Genomic DNA, 17,757 nt, shown 5'->3' with positions numbered 1-17,757 from the left:
TGGTGAGGTCAGGACAGTGCGGCGTCGTTGTCTTCGCGCGCATTCGCGCACGACTCGCCGTCTCGGAAGGCATGGGGCAGCAGCAGGCTCGCGTCGGCCTGCAGCGCGCGGCCACCGGCGATCGCCTGTGCCAGCAGCTCGACGCTGTGACGGCCGATGTCGCTGTTGGGCTGCGCGATGGTGGTGAGCGCGGGCGTGAGGTCTTCGCCGAGCGCGATGCCGTCGAAGCCGACCACGCTGAGGTCGTCGGGCACCGCCAGGCCGCTCAGGTGCGCGGCGCGGATGCTGCGGATGGCGAGCAGGTCGTTCGAGCACATCAGCGCCGTGGGGCGGTTGCGCGGGCGCAGCTCGGCGCACAGCGCATCGACGGCGGTCTCGACGAAGGGCACTTCGATCAGCGGCAGCGCTGCAAGGCCGGCCTCGGCCATGCCGCGCTGGTAGCCGCGGTAGCGCTGCTGCGCGCGGTCCGACGCGGCCAGCGTGCCGCTGACCATCGCGATGCGCCGGTGGCCCAGCAGCACGAGCCGCGTGACCGCGTCGGCCACCGCGCCTTCGCTGTCGACCGACACGCAGGGATGGTCGGCGTGCCGGTTGTAGGCCAGCACGTAGGGCACGCTGGCGGCCTGCAGGCGCTGCAGCGCGGCCGAGGTGGACGGGTTCGACACCACGAGGATCAGCCCGTCGACGTTGCCCGCCAGCAGCAGCTGGACGGCACGCTCTTCCTCGTCGAGCCGGTAGCCCGTGGTGACCGGCAGGATCGCGTAGCCGCCCGCCACGGCCGCGCGCGCGATGCCCTGCAGGCATTCGGCAAAGGTCGGGTTCAGCAGCGTGGGCAGCACCACGCCGAGGGTGCGGCTGCGCTGGGTGCGCAGGGTGCGGGCGCTGGCGTTGGGCAGGTAGTTGAGCTCGCGCGCCACGCGCTCGACCAGTTCGCGCGTGGCCGGCGTCACCTTGTCGGGGAAATTGAAGGCGCGCGAGACCGTGGCCACGGAGACACCGGCCTGGGCGGCTACTGCTTGGATGCTCATCGTGCGGGGTCCGTGGTGGGGTTCATGTAATCGATTACATTGGACCGGCGCAGTATGACTTCGCGATGACAGGACAGGGAAGTGGGGAGAACCCCGGGGCCGCTGGTGCAGCGTGCGGCCCAAAGAAAAAGGGGCCCGTGGGCCCCTTTGGTCGAGAACTGGCTTACTTGCCCCGGCGCACCCGCCGGATCTCGTCGACGATCAGGCAGATCGCCCCGAGCGTGATGGCGCTGTCTGCCGCGTTGAACGCCGGGAAGTACCAGTTGCCCCAGTGGAAGCTCAGGAAGTCGACGACGTAGCCGTGCATCATGCGGTCGACCACGTTGCCGATGGCGCCGCCCAGAATGCAGGCCATCGCGAACGAGAAGAGCTTCTGGCCCGCGTGCGAGCGCAGCATCCAGACGATGAAGATCGCCGCCGCCACGCCGATCGCCGTGAAGAACCAGCGCTGCCAGCCCGAGTGGTCGGCCAGGAACGAGAAGGCGGCGCCCGTGTTGTGCGCGCGCACGACGTTGAAGAAGCTCGTCACGTAGGTCGCGTCGCCGAGCTTGTAGTAGCCCAGGATCAGCGTCTTGGTGAACTGGTCGATGATCACGATGATCGTCGCCAGCCCGAGCCACGGCCAGATGCTGGCGCCGCGCGAACGCGAGGCCGAGGAGGCGGAACGTGCGGTCGCCATCAGGCCACGCTGCGCGATTCGCCCGCGCCGAACAGGTTGCTCGTGCAGCGGCCGCAGATGGTCGGGTGCGCCGGGTCGTGGCCCACGTCCTCGCGGTAGTGCCAGCAGCGTTCGCATTTCTGCGCGGTGCTGGGCGTGACCACGGTCGACAGGCTGTCGCCCGCCGCCAGCGCCACGGCCGAGGCGATGAACACGAACTTCAGGTCCTCGCCCAGCGAGCCCAGCAGCGCGAGGTCGTCGGCCGGTGCGTTCAGCTGCAGGTTGGCCTGCAGCGACGAGCCGACCTTGCCTTCGGCGCGCACCGCCTCGATGTCCTTGTTGACGCCGTCGCGGATCTCGCGGATGCGGCTCCACTTGGCGAGCAGCGCCTCGTCGGGTGCGGCGAACTGGCTGTAGGTCTGCGTGAAGATCGACTCGCCGGCCTTGCCGGTGCCCACGATCTTCCAGGCCTCTTCGGCCGTGAAGCTCAGGAAGGGCGCCATCCAGCGCAGCATGGCTTGCGAGATGTGCCACAGGGCCGTTTGCGCGCTGCGGCGCGCGAGCGAGCCCGGGGCCGTCGTGTAGAGGCGGTCCTTCAGGATGTCGAGGTAGAAGCCGCCCAGGTCTTCCGAGCAGTAGATCTGCAGCTTGGCCACCACCGGATGGAACTCGTACACCTGGTAGTGCGCGAGGATCTCGGCCTGGAACTGCGCCGCGCGCGACATCGCGTAGCGGTCGATCTCGAACAGCTGGTCGAGCGGCACCGCGTCTTTCGCGATGTCGAAATCGCTGGTGTTCGCGAGCAGGAAGCGCAGCGTGTTGCGGATGCGGCGGTAGGCATCGACGACGCGCGCGAGGATCTTGTCGTCGCCCGCGATGTCGCCCGAGTAGTCGCTCGCGGCCACCCACAGGCGGATGATTTCCGAGCCCAGCTTGTTGCTGATTTCCTGCGGGTCGATGCCGTTCTTGAGCGACTTGCTCATCTTGATGCCCTTGGCATCCACCGTGAAGCCGTGCGTGAGCAGGCCCTTGTACGGTGCGCGGTCTTCCAGCATGCAGGCGATCAGCAGCGACGAGTGGAACCACCCGCGGTGCTGGTCATGGCCTTCGAGGTACAGGTCGGCTTCGGGGCCGGTCTCGTGGTGCACGTTGGGGTGCGTGCCGCGCAGCACGTGCGAGAAGGTCGAGCCCGAGTCGAACCACACCTCGAGGATGTCGGTGCTCTTGGTGTAGCTCGGTGCGTCTTCGGCGCCCAGGATGTCTTCGACCGTGACGCGGCTCCAGGCCTCGATGCCGCCCTTCTCGACGATGTCGGCGGCCTGGTCGAGGATTTCCATGGTGCGCGGGTGCAGCTCGCCCGAATCCTTGTGCAGGAAGAAGGGGATCGGCACGCCCCAGCTGCGCTGGCGGCTGATGCACCAGTCGGGCCGGCCGGCGATCATGTCGTGCAGGCGGGCCTTGCCGTTCTCGGGGTAGAAGCTGGTCTGCTCGATGGCGTCGAGCGCGGTCTGGCGCAGCGTCTTGGGCGCCTTGTCCTTCGTGAACACGCCTTCGCCCTCGTCCATGCGCACGAACCACTGGGCCGCCGCGCGGTAGATCACCGGCGTCTTGTGGCGCCAGCAGTGCGGGTAGCTGTGGGTGATGGTCTCGGTGGTCAGCAGGCGGTTGGCGTCGCGCAGCGCGGCGATGATGACCGGCACGGCCTTCCAGATGTTCTGGCCGCCGAACAGCGGGAAGTCGGGCGCGTAGCTGCCGTTGCCCTGCACCGGGTTCAGGATGTCGTCGTACGCCACGCCGTGGGCGATGCAGGAGTTGAAGTCGTCCACGCCGTAGGCAGGCGAGGAGTGCACGAGGCCGGTGCCGTCGGTGGCGGTGGCGTAGTCGGCCAGGTAGATGGGCGACAGGCGCCGGTAGCCCGCATCCACGTCGTACAGCGGGTGCTCGAACTCGAGCCCGCCGAGCGCCTCGCCCTTGACCGTGGCCAGCACCTTGCCGTCGAGCGCGTAGCGCGTCATGCACATCTCGACCAGCGAGTTGGCCAGGATCAGGAGGCCGCGCTCGGTGTCGACCAGCGAGTACTCGAGCTCGGGGTTGAGGTTGATCGCCTGGTTGGCGGGGATCGTCCACGCGGTGGTGGTCCAGATCACCGCGAAGATGTCGCCCAGGATCGTGTGGTCGGTGCCGAAGGCCTTGAGCACCTTCTCGCGCTCGTGCGCCTTGAAGGCCACGTCGATGGTCTGGCTCTTCTTGTCGGCGTACTCGATCTCGAATTCGGCGAGCGACGAGCCGCAGTCGAAGCACCAGTACACGGGCTTGAGGCCCCGGTACACGAAGCCGCGCTCGATCACGCGCTTGAACGCGCGCAGCTCGCCGGCTTCATTGGCGAAGTCCATCGTCTTGTAGGGGTGGTCCCATTCGCCCAGCACGCCCAGGCGCTGGAAGTCGACCATCTGCTGGGCGATCTGCTCCGTGGCGTAGGCGCGGCTCTTGGCCTGCATCTCGTCGCGGCTCAGGTTGCGGCCGAACTGCTTTTCGATGGCGTTCTCGATCGGCAGGCCGTGGCAGTCCCAGCCGGGCACGTACAGCGCGTCGAAGCCTTCGAGCTGGCGCGCCTTGGTGATCATGTCCTTCAGGATCTTGTTCACCGCGTGACCCATGTGGATCTGGCCGTTGGCGTAAGGCGGGCCGTCGTGCAGGATGAACTTGGGCGCGCCGTGGCGGGCGTCGCGCAGGCGGTGGTAGCGGCCTTCGTCGTTCCATTCCTTGACCCAGCCCGGCTCGCGCTTGGGCAGGTCGCCGCGCATCGGGAAGGGGGTGTCGGGCAGGTTCAGCGTGGAACGGTAATCTTTGGGGGAAGCAGCGTCAGACATGTTGGGGTGCGGCGAAACAGAGGGGCTTCGACAGGCTCAGCCCGAACTGCATTGAGCGGTCGGTGCGGAAGATATAGCCGTTCGCCCTGAGCTTGTCGAAGGGCGGCAGCACGGGGCGTGCAGGGCTAAATTCGGTCGCGCGTGGTCTGGCGGTGGGTCTCGGCGTGGGTCGATGCGAAGAACGCGCGTGCGTCGCGGCCATCCTTCGCGATGCCCGCAGTGAGGGCTTCGAGGCTGGTGTAGCGCAATTCGTCGTGCAGTTTGTGCAGGAGTTCCACGCGCACGATTTTACCGTAGGCCCCTTCGGCCCCCAGATGCGAGGGCCACTCCAGGCAATGCGTCTCCAGCAGCACGCGCCCCGCGTTGACGTCGTTGGCGTCCAGCGAGGGCCGCACGCCGAGGTTCGCGACACCCGGCAGCGGCTGCTCGGCCAGGCCGTGCACCAGCACCGCGAAGATGCCGCTGGCGGCCGGTTTCCAGTGCTTGAAGCGTAGGTTGAGGGTGCGAAAACCGTCGTCCTTGCCTGGCGACGACGCGCCCAGCGCCCGGCCCAGCTTGCGGCCGTGGACCACGTGGCCCGAGATGGTGTACGGACGGCCCAGCAGCGTGTGGGCGTCGGCCATGCGGCCTTCGGCCAGCGCCTCGCGCACGGCCGAGCTGGACACGCGCAGGCCGTGCACCTCGTAGCTGTTCATGCGCGCGACGTCGAAACCGTGGGTTTCGCCGGCCGCATCGAGCATGGCGTAGTCGCCGGCGCGTTTGGCGCCGAAGCGGAAGTCGTCGCCCACCAGCACGTAGCGCGCGCCCAGGCCGTCGATCAGCACGTTCTGGATGAAGGCCTCGGGCGACTGGGACGCCAGCCGGCCGTCGAAGGGCAGCACGATGGTCTGGTCGACGCCGCAGGCCGCCAGCTCGGTCAGCTTGTCGCGCAGCGTGCCGATGCGGGCCGGCGCCAGGTCGGGTTTCTTGGTGACGGCGGCGAAGTAGTCGCGCGGGTGCGGCTCGAAGGTCAGCACGCAGCTGGGCAGCCCGCGATGGCGGGCCTCGGTCTGCAACAGCGCCAGCATGGCCTGGTGGCCGCGGTGGACGCCGTCGAAATTGCCGATCGTGAGGGCGCAGGCCGGAGCTACGCCCGGGTGTCGGAAGCCGCGGAAAACCTGCATGGGAGAGTATCTTTTTGATAGCGCCTGATGCCCGTCGTATGGGCAAATCAGGCCGATTTGTCACAAAGCCGGTATATTGTGACGCAGTGGGTGGGTTGGCGTGAGTCGCCAACGCATTCCGAGTCTCTGGTCTCTGCGTGTTTTTCTCGTTTCGAGGAGGCGTGTGTGAAGGTCTTGAAGCTGTCGGCCCAAGGGCTGCCCCAGTCATGGATATCGCTGGAACAGGCGGTGATCCACTACGCAGCGGACGAAGTCCGTTGGGAAGTGGGCGCGCAGGTGGCCGTGTTCCGTGGCGGCCACAACGCGATCACGGGCGAGCAGTCGCAGATCGCGATCAACAGCATCATCGGCACCAAGGGCGTGCCGCGCATCAATCCCTTCGCGCAGCGCCCGGGCCTGACCAACAGCAAGCTGTTCTCGCGCGACCGCAACATCTGCGCCTACTGCGGCGGCCATTTCCACGAAGACGAACTCACGCGCGAGCACATCATTCCGTTCGCGCAGCGCGGCATCGACACGTGGATGAACGTGGTCACGGCCTGCAAGCCCTGCAACCATCGCAAGAGCAGCCGCACGCCCGAGCAGGCGAACATGCCGCTGCTGTACGCGCCCTACGTGCCGAGCCTGTGGGAAGACTTCATCCTGCGCAACCGCCGCATCCTGGCCGACCAGATGGAGTTCCTGATGGCGCACCTGCCGCAGTCGTCCCGGTTGCACGACATCTGACACCCGACGCGCAAGAAAAAAGGAGGCCTCGGCCTCCTTTGTCATTTCAGCCCTTCCAGGCCGGTGGCCGCTTCTCGATGAAGGCCTGCACGCCTTCCAGCGCGCTCTCGTCCATCATGTTGCAGGCCATGGTCCGGCTGGCGTCGGCCAGCGCGGCCTCGATGCCGGTCTCGAGCTGGCGATAGAACAGCGCCTTGCCCAGCGCGAGCGCCGTGCGGGGCTTGGCGACGATGCTGGCCACCAGCGCCGCGACCGCGGCGTCGAGCGCTTCGGGTGGTGCGACCCGGTTGACCAGGCCTTTTTCGCGCGCTTCTTCGGCGCTGATGAATTCGCCCGTCACCAGCATCTCGAAGGCTTCCTTGCGCCCCAGGTTGCGCGAGAGCGTGACGCCGGGCGTGGCGCAGAAGAGGCCCACGTTGACGCCGCTGACGGCAAAGCGCGCGTCGCTGGCAGCCACCGCGAGGTCGCAGACCGCCACCAACTGGCAGCCCGCCGCGGTCGCGATGCCGTGCACGCGCGCGATCACCGGCACGGGCAGCCGCTGGATCGACAGCATCATCGCGCCGCACCGGTCGAACAGCTGCTGGTAGTAGCCGAGCGAAGGGTCGGCGCGCATCTCCTTCAGGTCGTGGCCCGCGCAGAAGGCCTTGCCCGCCGCGGCGATGACGACGGCGCGCACCGTGTCATCGGCGGCGATGGAACCGAGCGCCTGCTCGAGCGCGCCGAGCATGCCTTCGGACAACGCGTTGAAGGCGGTGGGGCGGTTCAGCGTGAGCGTGACCACGCCGCGCGCGTCGCGCGCCGTCAGGACGAAGGGGGCCGTGTCGTTCATGGCCGTTCAGTACGTCAGCTCGAGCACCGTCGTGTGCCCTTGCGCGGCAGGCCAGCTCTGGCCGGTGAGGCGCTCGCCGTTGAACTCGGCGCTGACCGTGCGCTGCGGCGCACCGGCCGCGATGCGCAGCCGCGAGCTCGACTGCCCCGCGCCCTGGGCCGGTACGCCGGGCGGCGGGCTCTGGCCGTCGAAGTTCATCGTGTCGCGCTGCGCATCGAAGTAGCCGCGCGGGCGCGTGAAGACGACCACCGCACCCGCGCCGCTCTCGGCCGGTGCCAGGCGCTCGGTCCGCAGGTTGACGACGCCGCTGCTGCGCACGAACGGGCTGCGGTAGATGTGCGTGGTGCCCTGGCCGGGCACGTCGAGCACGAACTCGTAGCGCGCGGTGGGCTGCGCGCTGAACGGGCCCCAGCGACCGTCGGCGCCGACCGTCTGCTGGTGCGCCGCCTCGCCGCGCCGCGCGCCCGAGGCCGGGTCGACCGCAAAGACCGTGACGCGCGCGCCGGCCAGTGCCAGGTTGTCCGCGCCGGTCGCGCGGCCGTCGAGCACGACCTTCGATTCCGGCGCCACCGCCGTGCTGGCCGGCGCCTGGCCGGTCAGGAAGCGCCAGGTCGCTGCGAAGGCAGCGGGCGAGAACGAGGTCTCGCGGTGGTCCACGCGCGGCAGCACGAGGTTGGTGGCGCCCTTGAGCGCCGGCCCGTCGAAGCCGATGTTCGTCGGCTGGCCCGGCGCGCCGATCCACAGGCCGTCGGGCTGGGCGTACTTGTCGTTGGTGTCCGAGCGCAGCGTGAGCCACTGCACGCCGGGCGTGACCTCGTCGCCGTTCGGTCCCTTGGGCGCATTGAGCTGCTGCATGAAGGCCGAGAGCCCCGAGAACTCGTTGTTCTCGCGCAGGCCCTTCACCTTCCAGATGCCGTGCGCCGGGTTGCCGCCCAGCACCACGTGGCTCACCACGGCCGCGCCGCCGCCGTTCTGCACGTAGTTGCGGATGGTGTTGCCGCCGCGCGAATTGCCGATGAGCACCACCTTGGGCGCGCCCGTGGCCTTCAGCACCTTCTCGACCTCGGCGCGCAGGAACGCGGCCGACTCGGTGGTGGAGCTGCGCCCCGGCTGGGCCACGGCGTCGTCGTCGCGGGCCAGGGGATTCGGCTGGTCGACGGCGAAGAGCCGCTCGCGCGGCCAGCCGTTCGATTCGAAGCGCCAGATCGTGGTCTGCCACAGCGCGGCCGAGTCGCCGTTGCCGTGCATGAAGACGATGGGCGGGCGTTCGGTGGAAGAGGGCGCGGAAGTGGCGCAGCCGGTCAGCAAGGTGACGGCGGTGCTTCCGGCAAGGGCCAAGGCAAGCAGGGTGCGGCGGGAAGGCATGTCTGTCTCTCTCCTGGCAGGGGGCTGGGGCCCCGCAAGTGAAAACGCCCGCCGGCGCAAGGCGGGCGGGCGTTGGATGCTATCGACAAACAGCCGTCAGGCGAAGACGCCGGCCGTGTCCTGCATGCGGGCAGAGACCTCACCCAGGTGGTGCAGGGTGTCGCCGAAGGTGAGCTCGAGCTGCGTGAGCTTGCGGAAGTAGTGGCTGCCGATGTACTCGTCGGTCACGCCGATGCCGCCGTGCAGCTGGACCGAGTTCGCGGCCACGTAGCGCATCGACGTGCCCAGCTGGTACTTGGCGCGGGCCAGCGCCTGGCGGCGCTCGTCGGCCGGGGCGTTGAGCTTGAGCGTCGCGTAGTAGCTCATCGAGCGTGCCAGTTCCAGTTGCATCTTCATGTCGGCGACGCGGTGGCGCAGCGCCTGGAAGCTGGAGATGACCACGCCGAACTGCTTGCGCTGGTTCATGTAGTCGATGGTGACGTCGAGCGTCTTGTCGAGCACGCCGACCGCTTCGGCGCAGGTGGCGGCAATGCCGACATCGACCGCGTATTCGAGCGCGGCCAGGCCATCGGCCGTGACCAGCGTGGCGTCGGCCTTGTCGAACACGACTTCGGCCGCGCGGCCGCCGTCCTGTGTGCCGTAGCCGCGGGCTTCGACGCCGCTGGCGCTGCGCTCGACCAGGAAGAGGGCGATCTTGCCGTCGACCTTGGCGGGCACGATGAAAGCATCAGCCTCGTCGCCCACGGGCACCACGCTCTTGGCGCCGGTCAGCGAGTAGCCGTTGCCCGACTTGGTGGCCGTGGCCTCGCACACGTCGAGGCGGTAGCGTGCCTTGCGCTCCTGGTAGGCCAGCACCACGAGGGCCTGGCCGCCGGCGATGCGCGGCAGCCAGTTTTCCTTGGTGGCCGCGTCGGCGTAGCCGCCGAGCACGGCGCCGGCGATCAGCGTCTGCGCGAAGGGCTCCAGCACGATGCCGCGGCCCAGCTCTTCCATCACGACCATGCCGGCCACCGGGCCCATGCCCAGGCCGCCGTCGTCTTCGCTGATGTACAGGCCGCCCAGGCCGAGCTCGGCCAGTTCGTCCCAGGCTTCGCGCGAGAAGCCGCCCTTGGCCTCGATGCCGCGGCGGCGCTCGAAGTCATAGCCCTTGTCGACCCACTTGCGAACGGCGTCGCGCAGCTGGTCCTGGTCTTCCGAAAAATTGAAATCCATGTTGGTGTCTCCTCAGCCCAGGACGGTTTGCGCCACGATGTTGCGCTGGACTTCGTTCGAGCCGCCGTAGATCGTGGTCTTGCGCATGTTGAAGAAGGTCGATGCCAGCGGTGCCAGCGCCGGGTTGCCGCCGGGGAAGTTGCCCTGCCAGCCGGCTTCCATGGCTTCGCGGATCAGTGGCAGCGAGTAGGGGCCGCCGGCCAGCATCATCAGCTCGGCGTAGCGCTGCTGGATCTCGCTGCCGCGGATCTTGAGCAGGCCGGCCACGTCCAGCGAGTTCTTGCCCGAGGTGGCGGCGGAGAGCACGCGCAGCACCATCATCTCGAGGGCGACGATGTCGACTTCGAGCTTGGCGATCTCGTCGCGGAAGCGCAGGTCGTCGTACACGCCTTCGCTCTTGGCGATGCGCTTGAGGCGCTCGAGTTCGCGCTTGGCACGGTTCACGTCGGCGATGTTGGTGCGCTCGTGCGAGAGCAGGTGCTTGGCGTAGGTCCAGCCCTTGTTCTCTTCGCCGATCAGGTTCTCGGCGGGCACTTCGACGTTGTCGAAGAACACCTCGTTCACCTCGACGCCGCCGTCGATCAGCTTGATCGGGCGCACGGTGACGCCGGGCGACTTCATGTCCAGCAGCAGGAAGCTGATGCCGGTCTGGGGCTTGCCCTCGTTGCTGGTGCGCACGAGGTTGAACATCCAGTCGCCGTGCTGGCCGAGCGTGGTCCAGGTCTTCTGGCCGTTGACGATGTACTTGTCGCCCTTGCGCTCGGCCTTGGTCTTGACTGAGGCCAGGTCGGAACCCGAGCCGGGTTCGCTGTAGCCCTGGCTCCACCAGACTTCGCCGCTGGCGATGCCGGGCAGGAAGCGCTTTTGCTGCTCGGCGTTGCCGAAGGCCATGATCACCGGGGCCACCATGACGGGGCCGAACGGGATGATGCGCGGCGCGCCGGCCAGGGCGGTTTCTTCCTCGAACAGGTGGCGCTGCACGGCGGTCCAGCCGGGGCCGCCGAATTCCTTGGGCCAGCCGTAGCCCAGCCAGCCCTTCTTGCCGAGGATCTTGGCCCAGCCTTGCAGATCGTCGCGCGTCAGTTCGAGCGCGTTGTGCACCTTGTGCGAAATCTCCTGGGGGAGGTTGTCCTTGACCCATGCGCGAACTTCTTCGCGGAACTTCTGTTCTTCGGGTGTGAAGCTCAAATCCATGCGTGCCTCGCTGTGTTGATCGGTCCACCGCAGACGCGGGGTGTCTCCGGAACTGCGAGTTTTAGCACGGTCGTGCTGCGATCCGGTGTCCGCGTCGCGACAAGCACGCCAGCGTGCGGGTCGACGGGAGGCTGATCGGGGTGTTGGCGGGGCACGGATAATCCCGGCCTCCCATGAAGAACATCGTGATCCTGATCTCCGGCGGCGGCTCGAACATGGCGGCCATCGTGCGCGCCGCCGAGCGCGACCGCTGGGCCGAGCGCTTCGGCGCGCGCATCGCCGCCGTCATCAGCAACAAGGCGGAGGCCGGCGGGCTGGCGCTGGCCGCGTCGCACGGCATCGCGACCGCCGTGGTGCCGCACCAGGCCTTCGACAGCCGCGAGGCCTTCGACGCGGCGCTGGCCGACGCGGTCGACGCCCACGCGCCGGCGCTGGTGGTGCTGGCGGGCTTCATGCGCATCCTGACGCCCGGTTTCGTGGCCCGCTACGCGGGGCGGCTGGTGAACATCCACCCCTCGCTGCTGCCGGCCTTTCCGGGGCTGCACACGCACCAGCGTGCGATCGAGGCGGGCTGCAAGGTGGCGGGGGTGACGGTGCACCAGGTCACGGCCGAGCTCGACCACGGGCCGATCCTGGCGCAGGCCGTGGTGCCGGTGCTGCCGGACGACACGGCCGCCACGCTGGCCGCCCGGGTGCTGTCCCAGGAGCACCTGCTGTACCCGCGCGCCATCGCTGGATGGCTTTTGGATACATTGAGTCACAAAGCTTAAAGTTGTTTATATTGCTGGGTTTTCGGGAGCACAGAACTTTGAAAACCCAATCGCTACTGTTGACGTTGGCCACCGCGGCCCTGCTGGCCGCCTGCGCCGCGCCGGCCCCCGCGCCCGCACCGGGCGCCGCTGCGCCTGCGCCCGCCGCGCCGGCCGAGCCCGTCTTCCAGTGCAACGCCGAGGGCGCCCGCTTTGCCGTGGGCCAGCAGGTGACGCCTCAGCTCGAAGCCGCGGCACGTGCGCGCGCCGGCGCCGGCACGGCGCGGGTGCTCAAGCCCAACCAGGCGGTCACGATGGAACTCAACCCCGGACGGCTCAACATCAGCGTCGACGCGCGTGGCCGCGTCAAGGACGTTCACTGCGGCTGAGCGTCGATCGGGGTGAAGCGGCGCTGCGGGCGGCCGTCGATCTCGATGGTTTCCTCGAACATCGCGGCGGGCCGGACCCACAGGCCGCGGGCACCGTAGAGGGCGCGGTACAGCGTCATCGGTTCCAGCGTCTCGCTGTGGCGGACGGTGCCGATCACGTCGTATTCACCGCCCTTGTAGTGGCGGTAGCGGCCAGGGGGCGTTTCGATCAGGGGAGGGAGGTCTTCGTCGTTCAACGGGGGCTTCTTTCTTCGGTAACAACTGTCGGATGAGTCTTTGACGGGAGTCGGATGGACCGTGCGGATTTTGTTCACCTGGTTCGCCTGAGCGAGCACGCGAGTGCGGACGATAGCGCGCGCTACCGGCGTGGCGTCGCGGCGTTCGCCGCGCTCGGCTACCTCTGGGTGCTGGCCTGCCTGGGGCTGGCGGTGGGCATTGTGGCCTGGGTGGTCGTCTCGGTGGCCGACGGGCGTTTCAACTTCACCCGCGGCTGGCTGCTCGTGTTCGCGCTGGGCCTGTTCTGGGCGACCCTGCGTGCGCTCTGGGTGCACTTCGACGAGCCCGACGGCGAGCCGCTCACACGCGCCGACGCGCCTGGGTTGTTCGAGGCGCTGGACCGCATCCGCGAGCGCATCAAGGGTCCGCCGGTGCACCGCGTCTACCTGGACGACAACTTCAACGCCAGCATCAGCCAGGTGCCGCGCTTCGGCCTGTTCGGCGGCGCGCTCAACTCGCTGAGCATCGGCCTTCCGCTGCTGATGATGCTGGACCGGCAGCGCCTGCTGTCGGTGCTGGCCCACGAATACGGCCACCTGCGCGGCAACCACGGCCGCCTGAGCGCCTGGATCTACCGCACGCGGCTGTCGTGGCTGCGGCTCGATGCCAGCCTGCAGCGCGACGAGGGCGTGATGGCGCTGGTGTCGCAGGCCTTCTTCCGCTGGTACTTTCCGCGTTTTGCCGCCAAGACTTTCGCGCTGGCCCGCCAGGACGAGTACGAGGCCGACCGCATCTCGGGCCGGCTGCTCGGCACCGCGGTGGCCGCGGCTGCGCTCACCGAAGTGGCCATCAAGGGCAACTGGTACGCCAGCGAGTTCTGGCCCTGGCATTGGGCGCGCGCCGAGCGCGAGCCGCTGCCGCCCGGCCCGTTCGCCGCCCTGCGGCAGCGCGCCCGCACGCCGCCGAGCGAGGAGTTCGCGCGCCAGGCGCTGCGCGAGGCGATGCGGCGCGTCAGCGACCTGGACGACACCCATCCGGTGCTGCGCGACCGGCTGGAAGCGCTGAACCAGAAGGCGGCGCTGCCGGCCTGGTCGCAGCGGCCCGCGCTCGACATGCTGGCCGACAAGCACAAGTGGATCTCTCATTTCGACAACGCCTGGCGCCGCGCCCACGCCGCCGACTGGAAGCAGCACCACGCGCACCGCTCGCGCATCCGCGAGCGCATCGCGGTGCTGGCGGCCCGCGGCGAGCGCAACACGCCCGACGAGATGGTCGAGTGGGCCGACGCCGAGCGTCGGCTCGACCCGGCGGCGCCGGTGCGCGCGCGCTACGAAAGCGCACTGCGGATCGCGCCGGACCATCCGGGCGCCCTGCGCGGGCTGGCCCAGATGCTGCCCGTGCGCGAGCGCGCCGAGCGCCTGGCGGTGCTCGAACGGCTGCACCAGTCGGGCGTGGCCAGCCGATGGTGGGCGGCCAAGAACGCCGTCGCCTCGCTCGAAGATCCCGAAGCCGGGCCGCACGACGAGCAGGGGCTCAAGCTGTGGCGCGCGCGGCTCAAGGAGGCGGAGGAGGCCGAGGCGCGCGCCTGGGAAGAGATCACCGACACGCCGTTCTTCAGCCAGATTTCGCGCCACGACCTGAACGACCACGAGCTGGGCGAGCTGCGTGCCGACATCGCACGCTGCCTGCCCGTGTCGCGGCTGTGGGTGGTGCGCAAGAACCTGCGCGAGTTCGCCTGGCGGCGGGCGTACATCGTGTTCGTCGAGGTGCCGGGGCTCGACGACGAGGACCGCTGGCACCTGTGCCGCGAACTCGAGCAGACCCTGACCTTGCCGGGGGCGGCGCTGGTGCTCTGGGCGGGGCACTCGCCCACGCTGGAAGACATCGAGCGGCAGGCCTTCGGGACCGTCTGGGTGCGCGGCGTCTGAGGCGTTTCGGCCGCGAGGCCGGCCGGCTGAGACAATCGGGGCTATGCATCCCAAAGCCCTGTTGGAGGCCACCGCCGATCTGGTCGGTCTGGTCCTGAAATTCGATCACCCGGCCGATCAGGTCGTTTCGCGCTTTTTCCGCGACCACCGCGAGTTCGGCCCGCGCGAGCGCGCGACGCTCGCCGAAACCGTTTACACCGTGCTTCGTAAGAAGCTGCTGTTCGATCACCTGTCGCCCTCGGGCAGCGGTTCGAAGGAGCGTCGCATGGCGATCCTGGGCTTTCACGGCCCGCGCGACTTCCTGAAGAGCGCGCTCAACGACACCGAGAAGCGCTGGCTCGACAACTGCGACGCCGTCAAGCCGGACGACCTGCTCGAACGCCATCGCCACAACCTGCCCGAATGGCTGGTCGCGCCGCTCAAGGCACAGCTGGGCGACGGCTTCTGGCCGATGGTCGAGAGCCTGCAGCAGCCGGCGCCGCTCGACCTGCGCGTCAATGCATTCACCGACAAGCGGGCGGAAGTGAAGGCGGAGCTTGCGAAGGCTGCTATCAAATCGGTAGTGACTCCGTTCTCGCCCTGGGGTTTGCGCATCGACGGCAAGCCCGCGCTGACCAAGCTCGACGCGTTCGTGCGCGGCGCCATCGAGGTGCAGGACGAGGGCTCCCAGCTGCTGGCGCTGCTGCTGGATGCCAAGCGCGGCGAGATGGTGGTCGATTTCTGCGCCGGCGCGGGCGGCAAGACCCTGGCCATCGGCGCAACGATGCGCAACACCGGTCGGCTCTACGCCTTCGACACCTCGGCCCACCGCCTGGACGCGCTCAAGCCGCGGCTGGCGCGCAGCAAGCTCTCGAACGTACACCCGGCCGCGATCGCCCATGAGCGTGACGACCGGATCAAGCGCCTGGCCGGCAAGATCGACCGCGTGCTGGTCGACGCGCCCTGTTCGGGGCTCGGCACGCTGCGCCGCAACCCCGACCTCAAATGGCGGCAATCGGCCAAGTCGGTGGCCGAACTGACGGCCAAGCAGACCGCCATCCTGCAAAGCGCGGCCCGGCTCGTGAAGTCGGGTGGCCGGCTGGTGTACGCCACCTGCAGCGTGCTGCCGGAGGAAAACGAGGCCATCGCCGAGGCGTTTGCCGCCGCGAACCCCGATTTCGTGCCCATGGATGCCGCGGAATTGCTCCAGGCGCTCAAGGTGAAGGGCGCCGAGACCCTCTGCGCGGGTGGGGAAGACGGCCGGCGCTACCTGCGGCTGTGGCCGCATCGCCACGCCACCGACGGCTTTTTTGCCGCCGTGTGGAACCGGAAATAGGCGCGGGGCTCCAAACTAGGGTAAATCTGCGGTGTGACAGAAGGACAAAAGGCCTCGTTTTGGCCCTGACATCCTAAAATCGCGGGTTACCTGAAGGCTGCACCTTCGTGTGGCCATGGAGTACCTGACTCAATGATGCTTCCTGACTCCGCCGTTCTGAACGCGGTCATCCAATGGCTCGGACACGGCCTGTGGGACATTGCCTGGTGGCAGGTCGTGCTGTACACGCTCGTCACCACGCACATCACCATCGCAGCGGTCACGATCTTTCTGCACCGCACGCAGACGCACAAGGCGATGGACCTCGGTCCGATCCCCTCGCACTTCTTCCGTTTCTGGCTCTGGCTCGGCACCGGCATGGTGACGAAGGAATGGGTCGCCATCCACCGCAAGCACCACGCGAAGTGCGAAACCGCCGACGACCCGCACAGCCCGCAGGTCAAGGGCATCGACGAAGTCTTCTGGCGCGGCGCCGAGCTGTACCGCAAGGAATCGAAGAACAAGGAAACGATGGAGCGCTACGGTCACGGCACGCCCGATGACTGGATCGAGCGCAACCTGTACACGCGCTACAGCTGGCAAGGCGTGGGCCTGATGCTGGTGATCAACCTCGCGCTGTTCGGCGCGCTCGGCCTGACCGTGTGGGCGGTCCAGATGCTCTGGATCCCGATCACCGCCGCCGGCATCATCAACGGCATCGGCCACTACTGGGGCTACCGCAACTTCGAGGCGTCCGACGCCAGCCGCAACATCATGCCCTGGGGCCTGATCATCGGTGGCGAAGAGCTGCACAACAACCACCACACCTACCCGACCTCGGCCAAGTTCTCGGTCAAGAAGTACGAGTTCGACATCGGCTGGGTCTACATCCAGGTGTTCCAGAAGCTCGGCTGGGCCAAGGTCAAGAAGGTGCCGCCGAAGATGCAGATGGGCGACATCCAGCCCGTGGCCAACGAGAAGACGCTCGAGGCCGTCATTGCCAACCGCTACGAAGTGATGGCCGGCTACGCCCGCGAAATGCGCCGCGCGACCAGCGAAGAAATCGACGTGCTGAAGGCCAAGGGCGCCGACCTGTCGGTGCTCAAGGCGGCCAAGCGCTGGCTGCATCGCGACGACGACAAGGTGCCCGCCTCGGCGCGCACCCATCTGGTGCAGGCCCGTGCTGCGCACCCGGTGCTCGACAAGATGGTCACGATGCGCGAAGAGCTGCGCCAGCTCTGGCTGAACACCTCGCAATCGCGCGAGCAACTGGCGGCCGATCTGGCGGCCTGGTGCCACCGTGCGGAAGCCAGCGGCATTGCCGGCCTGCGCGAGTTCTCGACCCGCCTGCGCGCTGCGCGCGCCTGACGAGGCAAAGGGCCGGCGCCTCCCGCGCTGTTGCCCTCGCTCAGTGAAGAAGCCGACCTGCGGGTCGGCTTTTTTGTGCCTGCCTTTTTCTGCTTTCACAAAAACGACAGGCAATAAAAAACCCGCTGGGTGAGCAGCGGGTTTTTTGGGGGAGAACAGGCTGAATTACTTCAGCTTGATTTCCTTGTATTCGACGTGCTTGCGCGCCTTGGGGTCGAACTTCATGATCGACATCTTTTCAGGCATCGTCTTCTTGTTCTTGCTCGTCGTGTAGAAGTGGCCGGTACCCGCGGTGGATTCCAGCTTGATCTTTTCGCGTCCGCCTTTGCTCGTTGCCATGATTCAGCTCCTTAAGCTTGGCCGCGGGCACGCAGGTCTGCGAGCACGGCATCGATACCGTTCTTGTCGATCAGGCGCAGTGCAGCGCTCGAAACGCGCAGGCGAACCCAACGGTTTTCGGTCTCGACCCAGAAACGGCGGTATTGCAGGTTCGGCAGGAACCGGCGCTTGGTTTTGTTGTTGGCGTGGGAAACGTTGTTTCCGACCATCGGGCCTTTGCCCGTTACGTCGCATACGCGTGCCATGTGGACACTCTTTCTTGAACAGCTGGCACCGGCGCAATCAGGGCGATTGCAGGGTGTTTTACAGCTTGACCTCGCCAGAAACGGGTGGCGGTACCCCGGATTTGCCGCAACCCGACTCCCGGTGGGAGGTAGGCCCTGTTTCGGCAAAGCCTCGGATTATAGCCCTTTCGGGCTCAGCGAG

At 67.9% G+C, this 17,757-nt stretch carries 17 protein-coding genes; 6 read left to right on the top strand and 11 right to left on the bottom strand.

What is annotated here, in order from left to right; genetic code table 11:
- Positions 1–8: 8 nt before the first annotated feature.
- The 4 genes from AC3WQR_RS22485 to AC3WQR_RS22470 form a co-directional block, all read right to left on the bottom strand.
- Positions 9–1,028 (bottom strand): LacI family DNA-binding transcriptional regulator, encoded by a 1,020-nt coding sequence (locus AC3WQR_RS22485; protein ID WP_492743778.1) that lies wholly within the window; start codon positions 1,026–1,028, stop codon positions 9–11.
- Positions 1,029–1,191: 163 nt separating this feature from the next.
- Positions 1,192–1,707: a signal peptidase II gene (lspA, locus tag AC3WQR_RS22480; RefSeq protein WP_062480914.1), complete on the bottom strand. Its 516-nt coding sequence runs from the start codon at positions 1,705–1,707 to the stop codon at positions 1,192–1,194.
- Positions 1,707–4,556, bottom strand: a complete 2,850-nt coding sequence (ileS, locus tag AC3WQR_RS22475; protein ID WP_492743776.1) for an isoleucine--tRNA ligase — start codon at positions 4,554–4,556, stop codon at positions 1,707–1,709. Before ileS ends, lspA begins: the two co-directional genes overlap by 1 nt.
- A 125-nt stretch (positions 4,557–4,681) precedes the next feature.
- Positions 4,682–5,719 carry a bifunctional riboflavin kinase/FAD synthetase gene (locus AC3WQR_RS22470; RefSeq protein ID WP_492743774.1) on the bottom strand — a complete coding sequence of 346 codons (1,038 nt, stop codon included), beginning with the start codon at positions 5,717–5,719 and terminating at the stop codon, positions 4,682–4,684.
- Between the two features lie 165 nt (positions 5,720–5,884).
- Here AC3WQR_RS22470 and AC3WQR_RS22465 point away from each other — a divergent pair, with 165 nt between their 5' ends.
- Positions 5,885–6,445, top strand: a complete 561-nt coding sequence (locus tag AC3WQR_RS22465; RefSeq protein WP_062480919.1) for an HNH endonuclease — start codon at positions 5,885–5,887, stop codon at positions 6,443–6,445.
- A 46-nt stretch (positions 6,446–6,491) separates the two neighbouring features.
- On the opposite strand, the gene AC3WQR_RS22460 is transcribed toward AC3WQR_RS22465, so the two are convergent.
- The 4 genes from AC3WQR_RS22460 to AC3WQR_RS22445 form a co-directional block, all read right to left on the bottom strand.
- Positions 6,492–7,277 carry an enoyl-CoA hydratase gene (locus tag AC3WQR_RS22460; protein WP_492743772.1) on the bottom strand — a complete coding sequence of 262 codons (786 nt, stop codon included), beginning with the start codon at positions 7,275–7,277 and terminating at the stop codon, positions 6,492–6,494.
- Between the two features lie 6 nt (positions 7,278–7,283).
- Entirely contained in the window at positions 7,284–8,642 is a 1,359-nt protein-coding gene (locus tag AC3WQR_RS22455; RefSeq protein WP_307587060.1) for an alpha/beta fold hydrolase, read from the bottom strand.
- A 96-nt stretch (positions 8,643–8,738) separates the two neighbouring features.
- Complete coding sequence (locus AC3WQR_RS22450; protein ID WP_095746552.1) at positions 8,739–9,854, bottom strand: acyl-CoA dehydrogenase family protein; 1,116 nt, start codon at positions 9,852–9,854, stop codon at positions 8,739–8,741.
- 12 nt (positions 9,855–9,866) lie between these two features.
- Complete coding sequence (locus AC3WQR_RS22445) at positions 9,867–11,048, bottom strand: acyl-CoA dehydrogenase family protein (protein WP_062482930.1); 1,182 nt, start codon at positions 11,046–11,048, stop codon at positions 9,867–9,869.
- Positions 11,049–11,221: 173 nt separating this feature from the next.
- Between AC3WQR_RS22445 and purN the strand changes: the two genes are divergently transcribed.
- On the top strand, positions 11,222–11,818 hold the full coding sequence (gene purN, locus AC3WQR_RS22440; protein ID WP_492743770.1) for a phosphoribosylglycinamide formyltransferase: 597 nt from the start codon (positions 11,222–11,224) through the stop codon (positions 11,816–11,818).
- Between the two features lie 59 nt (positions 11,819–11,877).
- The gene (locus AC3WQR_RS22435; RefSeq protein WP_223301392.1) at positions 11,878–12,186 is read left to right on the top strand and encodes an I78 family peptidase inhibitor; all 309 of its coding nucleotides are present in this window, start codon (positions 11,878–11,880) and stop codon (positions 12,184–12,186) included.
- On the opposite strand, the gene AC3WQR_RS22430 is transcribed toward AC3WQR_RS22435, so the two are convergent.
- Positions 12,174–12,422: a DUF1653 domain-containing protein gene (locus tag AC3WQR_RS22430; RefSeq protein WP_062483076.1), complete on the bottom strand. Its 249-nt coding sequence runs from the start codon at positions 12,420–12,422 to the stop codon at positions 12,174–12,176. The two genes, AC3WQR_RS22435 and AC3WQR_RS22430, sit on opposite strands and share 13 nt — an antisense overlap.
- A 54-nt stretch (positions 12,423–12,476) precedes the next feature.
- Here AC3WQR_RS22430 and AC3WQR_RS22425 point away from each other — a divergent pair, with 54 nt between their 5' ends.
- The 3 genes from AC3WQR_RS22425 (at position 12,477) to AC3WQR_RS22415 (ending at position 16,992) form a co-directional block, all read left to right on the top strand.
- The gene (locus AC3WQR_RS22425) at positions 12,477–14,330 is read left to right on the top strand and encodes a M48 family metallopeptidase (protein WP_307587055.1); all 1,854 of its coding nucleotides are present in this window, start codon (positions 12,477–12,479) and stop codon (positions 14,328–14,330) included.
- Between the two features lie 43 nt (positions 14,331–14,373).
- Positions 14,374–15,645, top strand: coding sequence for an RsmB/NOP family class I SAM-dependent RNA methyltransferase (locus tag AC3WQR_RS22420; RefSeq protein WP_492743767.1), 1,272 nt, complete (start codon positions 14,374–14,376; stop codon positions 15,643–15,645).
- A 132-nt stretch (positions 15,646–15,777) separates the two neighbouring features.
- Positions 15,778–16,992: a DesA family fatty acid desaturase gene (locus AC3WQR_RS22415; RefSeq protein ID WP_070062144.1), complete on the top strand. Its 1,215-nt coding sequence runs from the start codon at positions 15,778–15,780 to the stop codon at positions 16,990–16,992.
- A 165-nt stretch (positions 16,993–17,157) separates the two neighbouring features.
- Here AC3WQR_RS22415 and rpmG read toward each other — a convergent pair whose 3' ends face one another.
- On the bottom strand, positions 17,158–17,331 hold the full coding sequence (gene rpmG / locus AC3WQR_RS22410; RefSeq protein WP_007830291.1) for a 50S ribosomal protein L33: 174 nt from the start codon (positions 17,329–17,331) through the stop codon (positions 17,158–17,160).
- Positions 17,332–17,342: 11 nt separating this feature from the next.
- Entirely contained in the window at positions 17,343–17,576 is a 234-nt protein-coding gene (rpmB, locus tag AC3WQR_RS22405) for a 50S ribosomal protein L28 (RefSeq protein WP_007830293.1), read from the bottom strand.
- Between the last annotated feature and the right edge of the window lie 181 nt (positions 17,577–17,757).

The sequence above is a fragment of the Variovorax sp. FW305-3-2-15-B-LB1 genome (genome assembly GCF_058787635.1).
The sequence above is the reverse complement of the archived record's forward strand: the minus strand, read 5'-3'. Positions and strand labels throughout refer to the sequence as shown.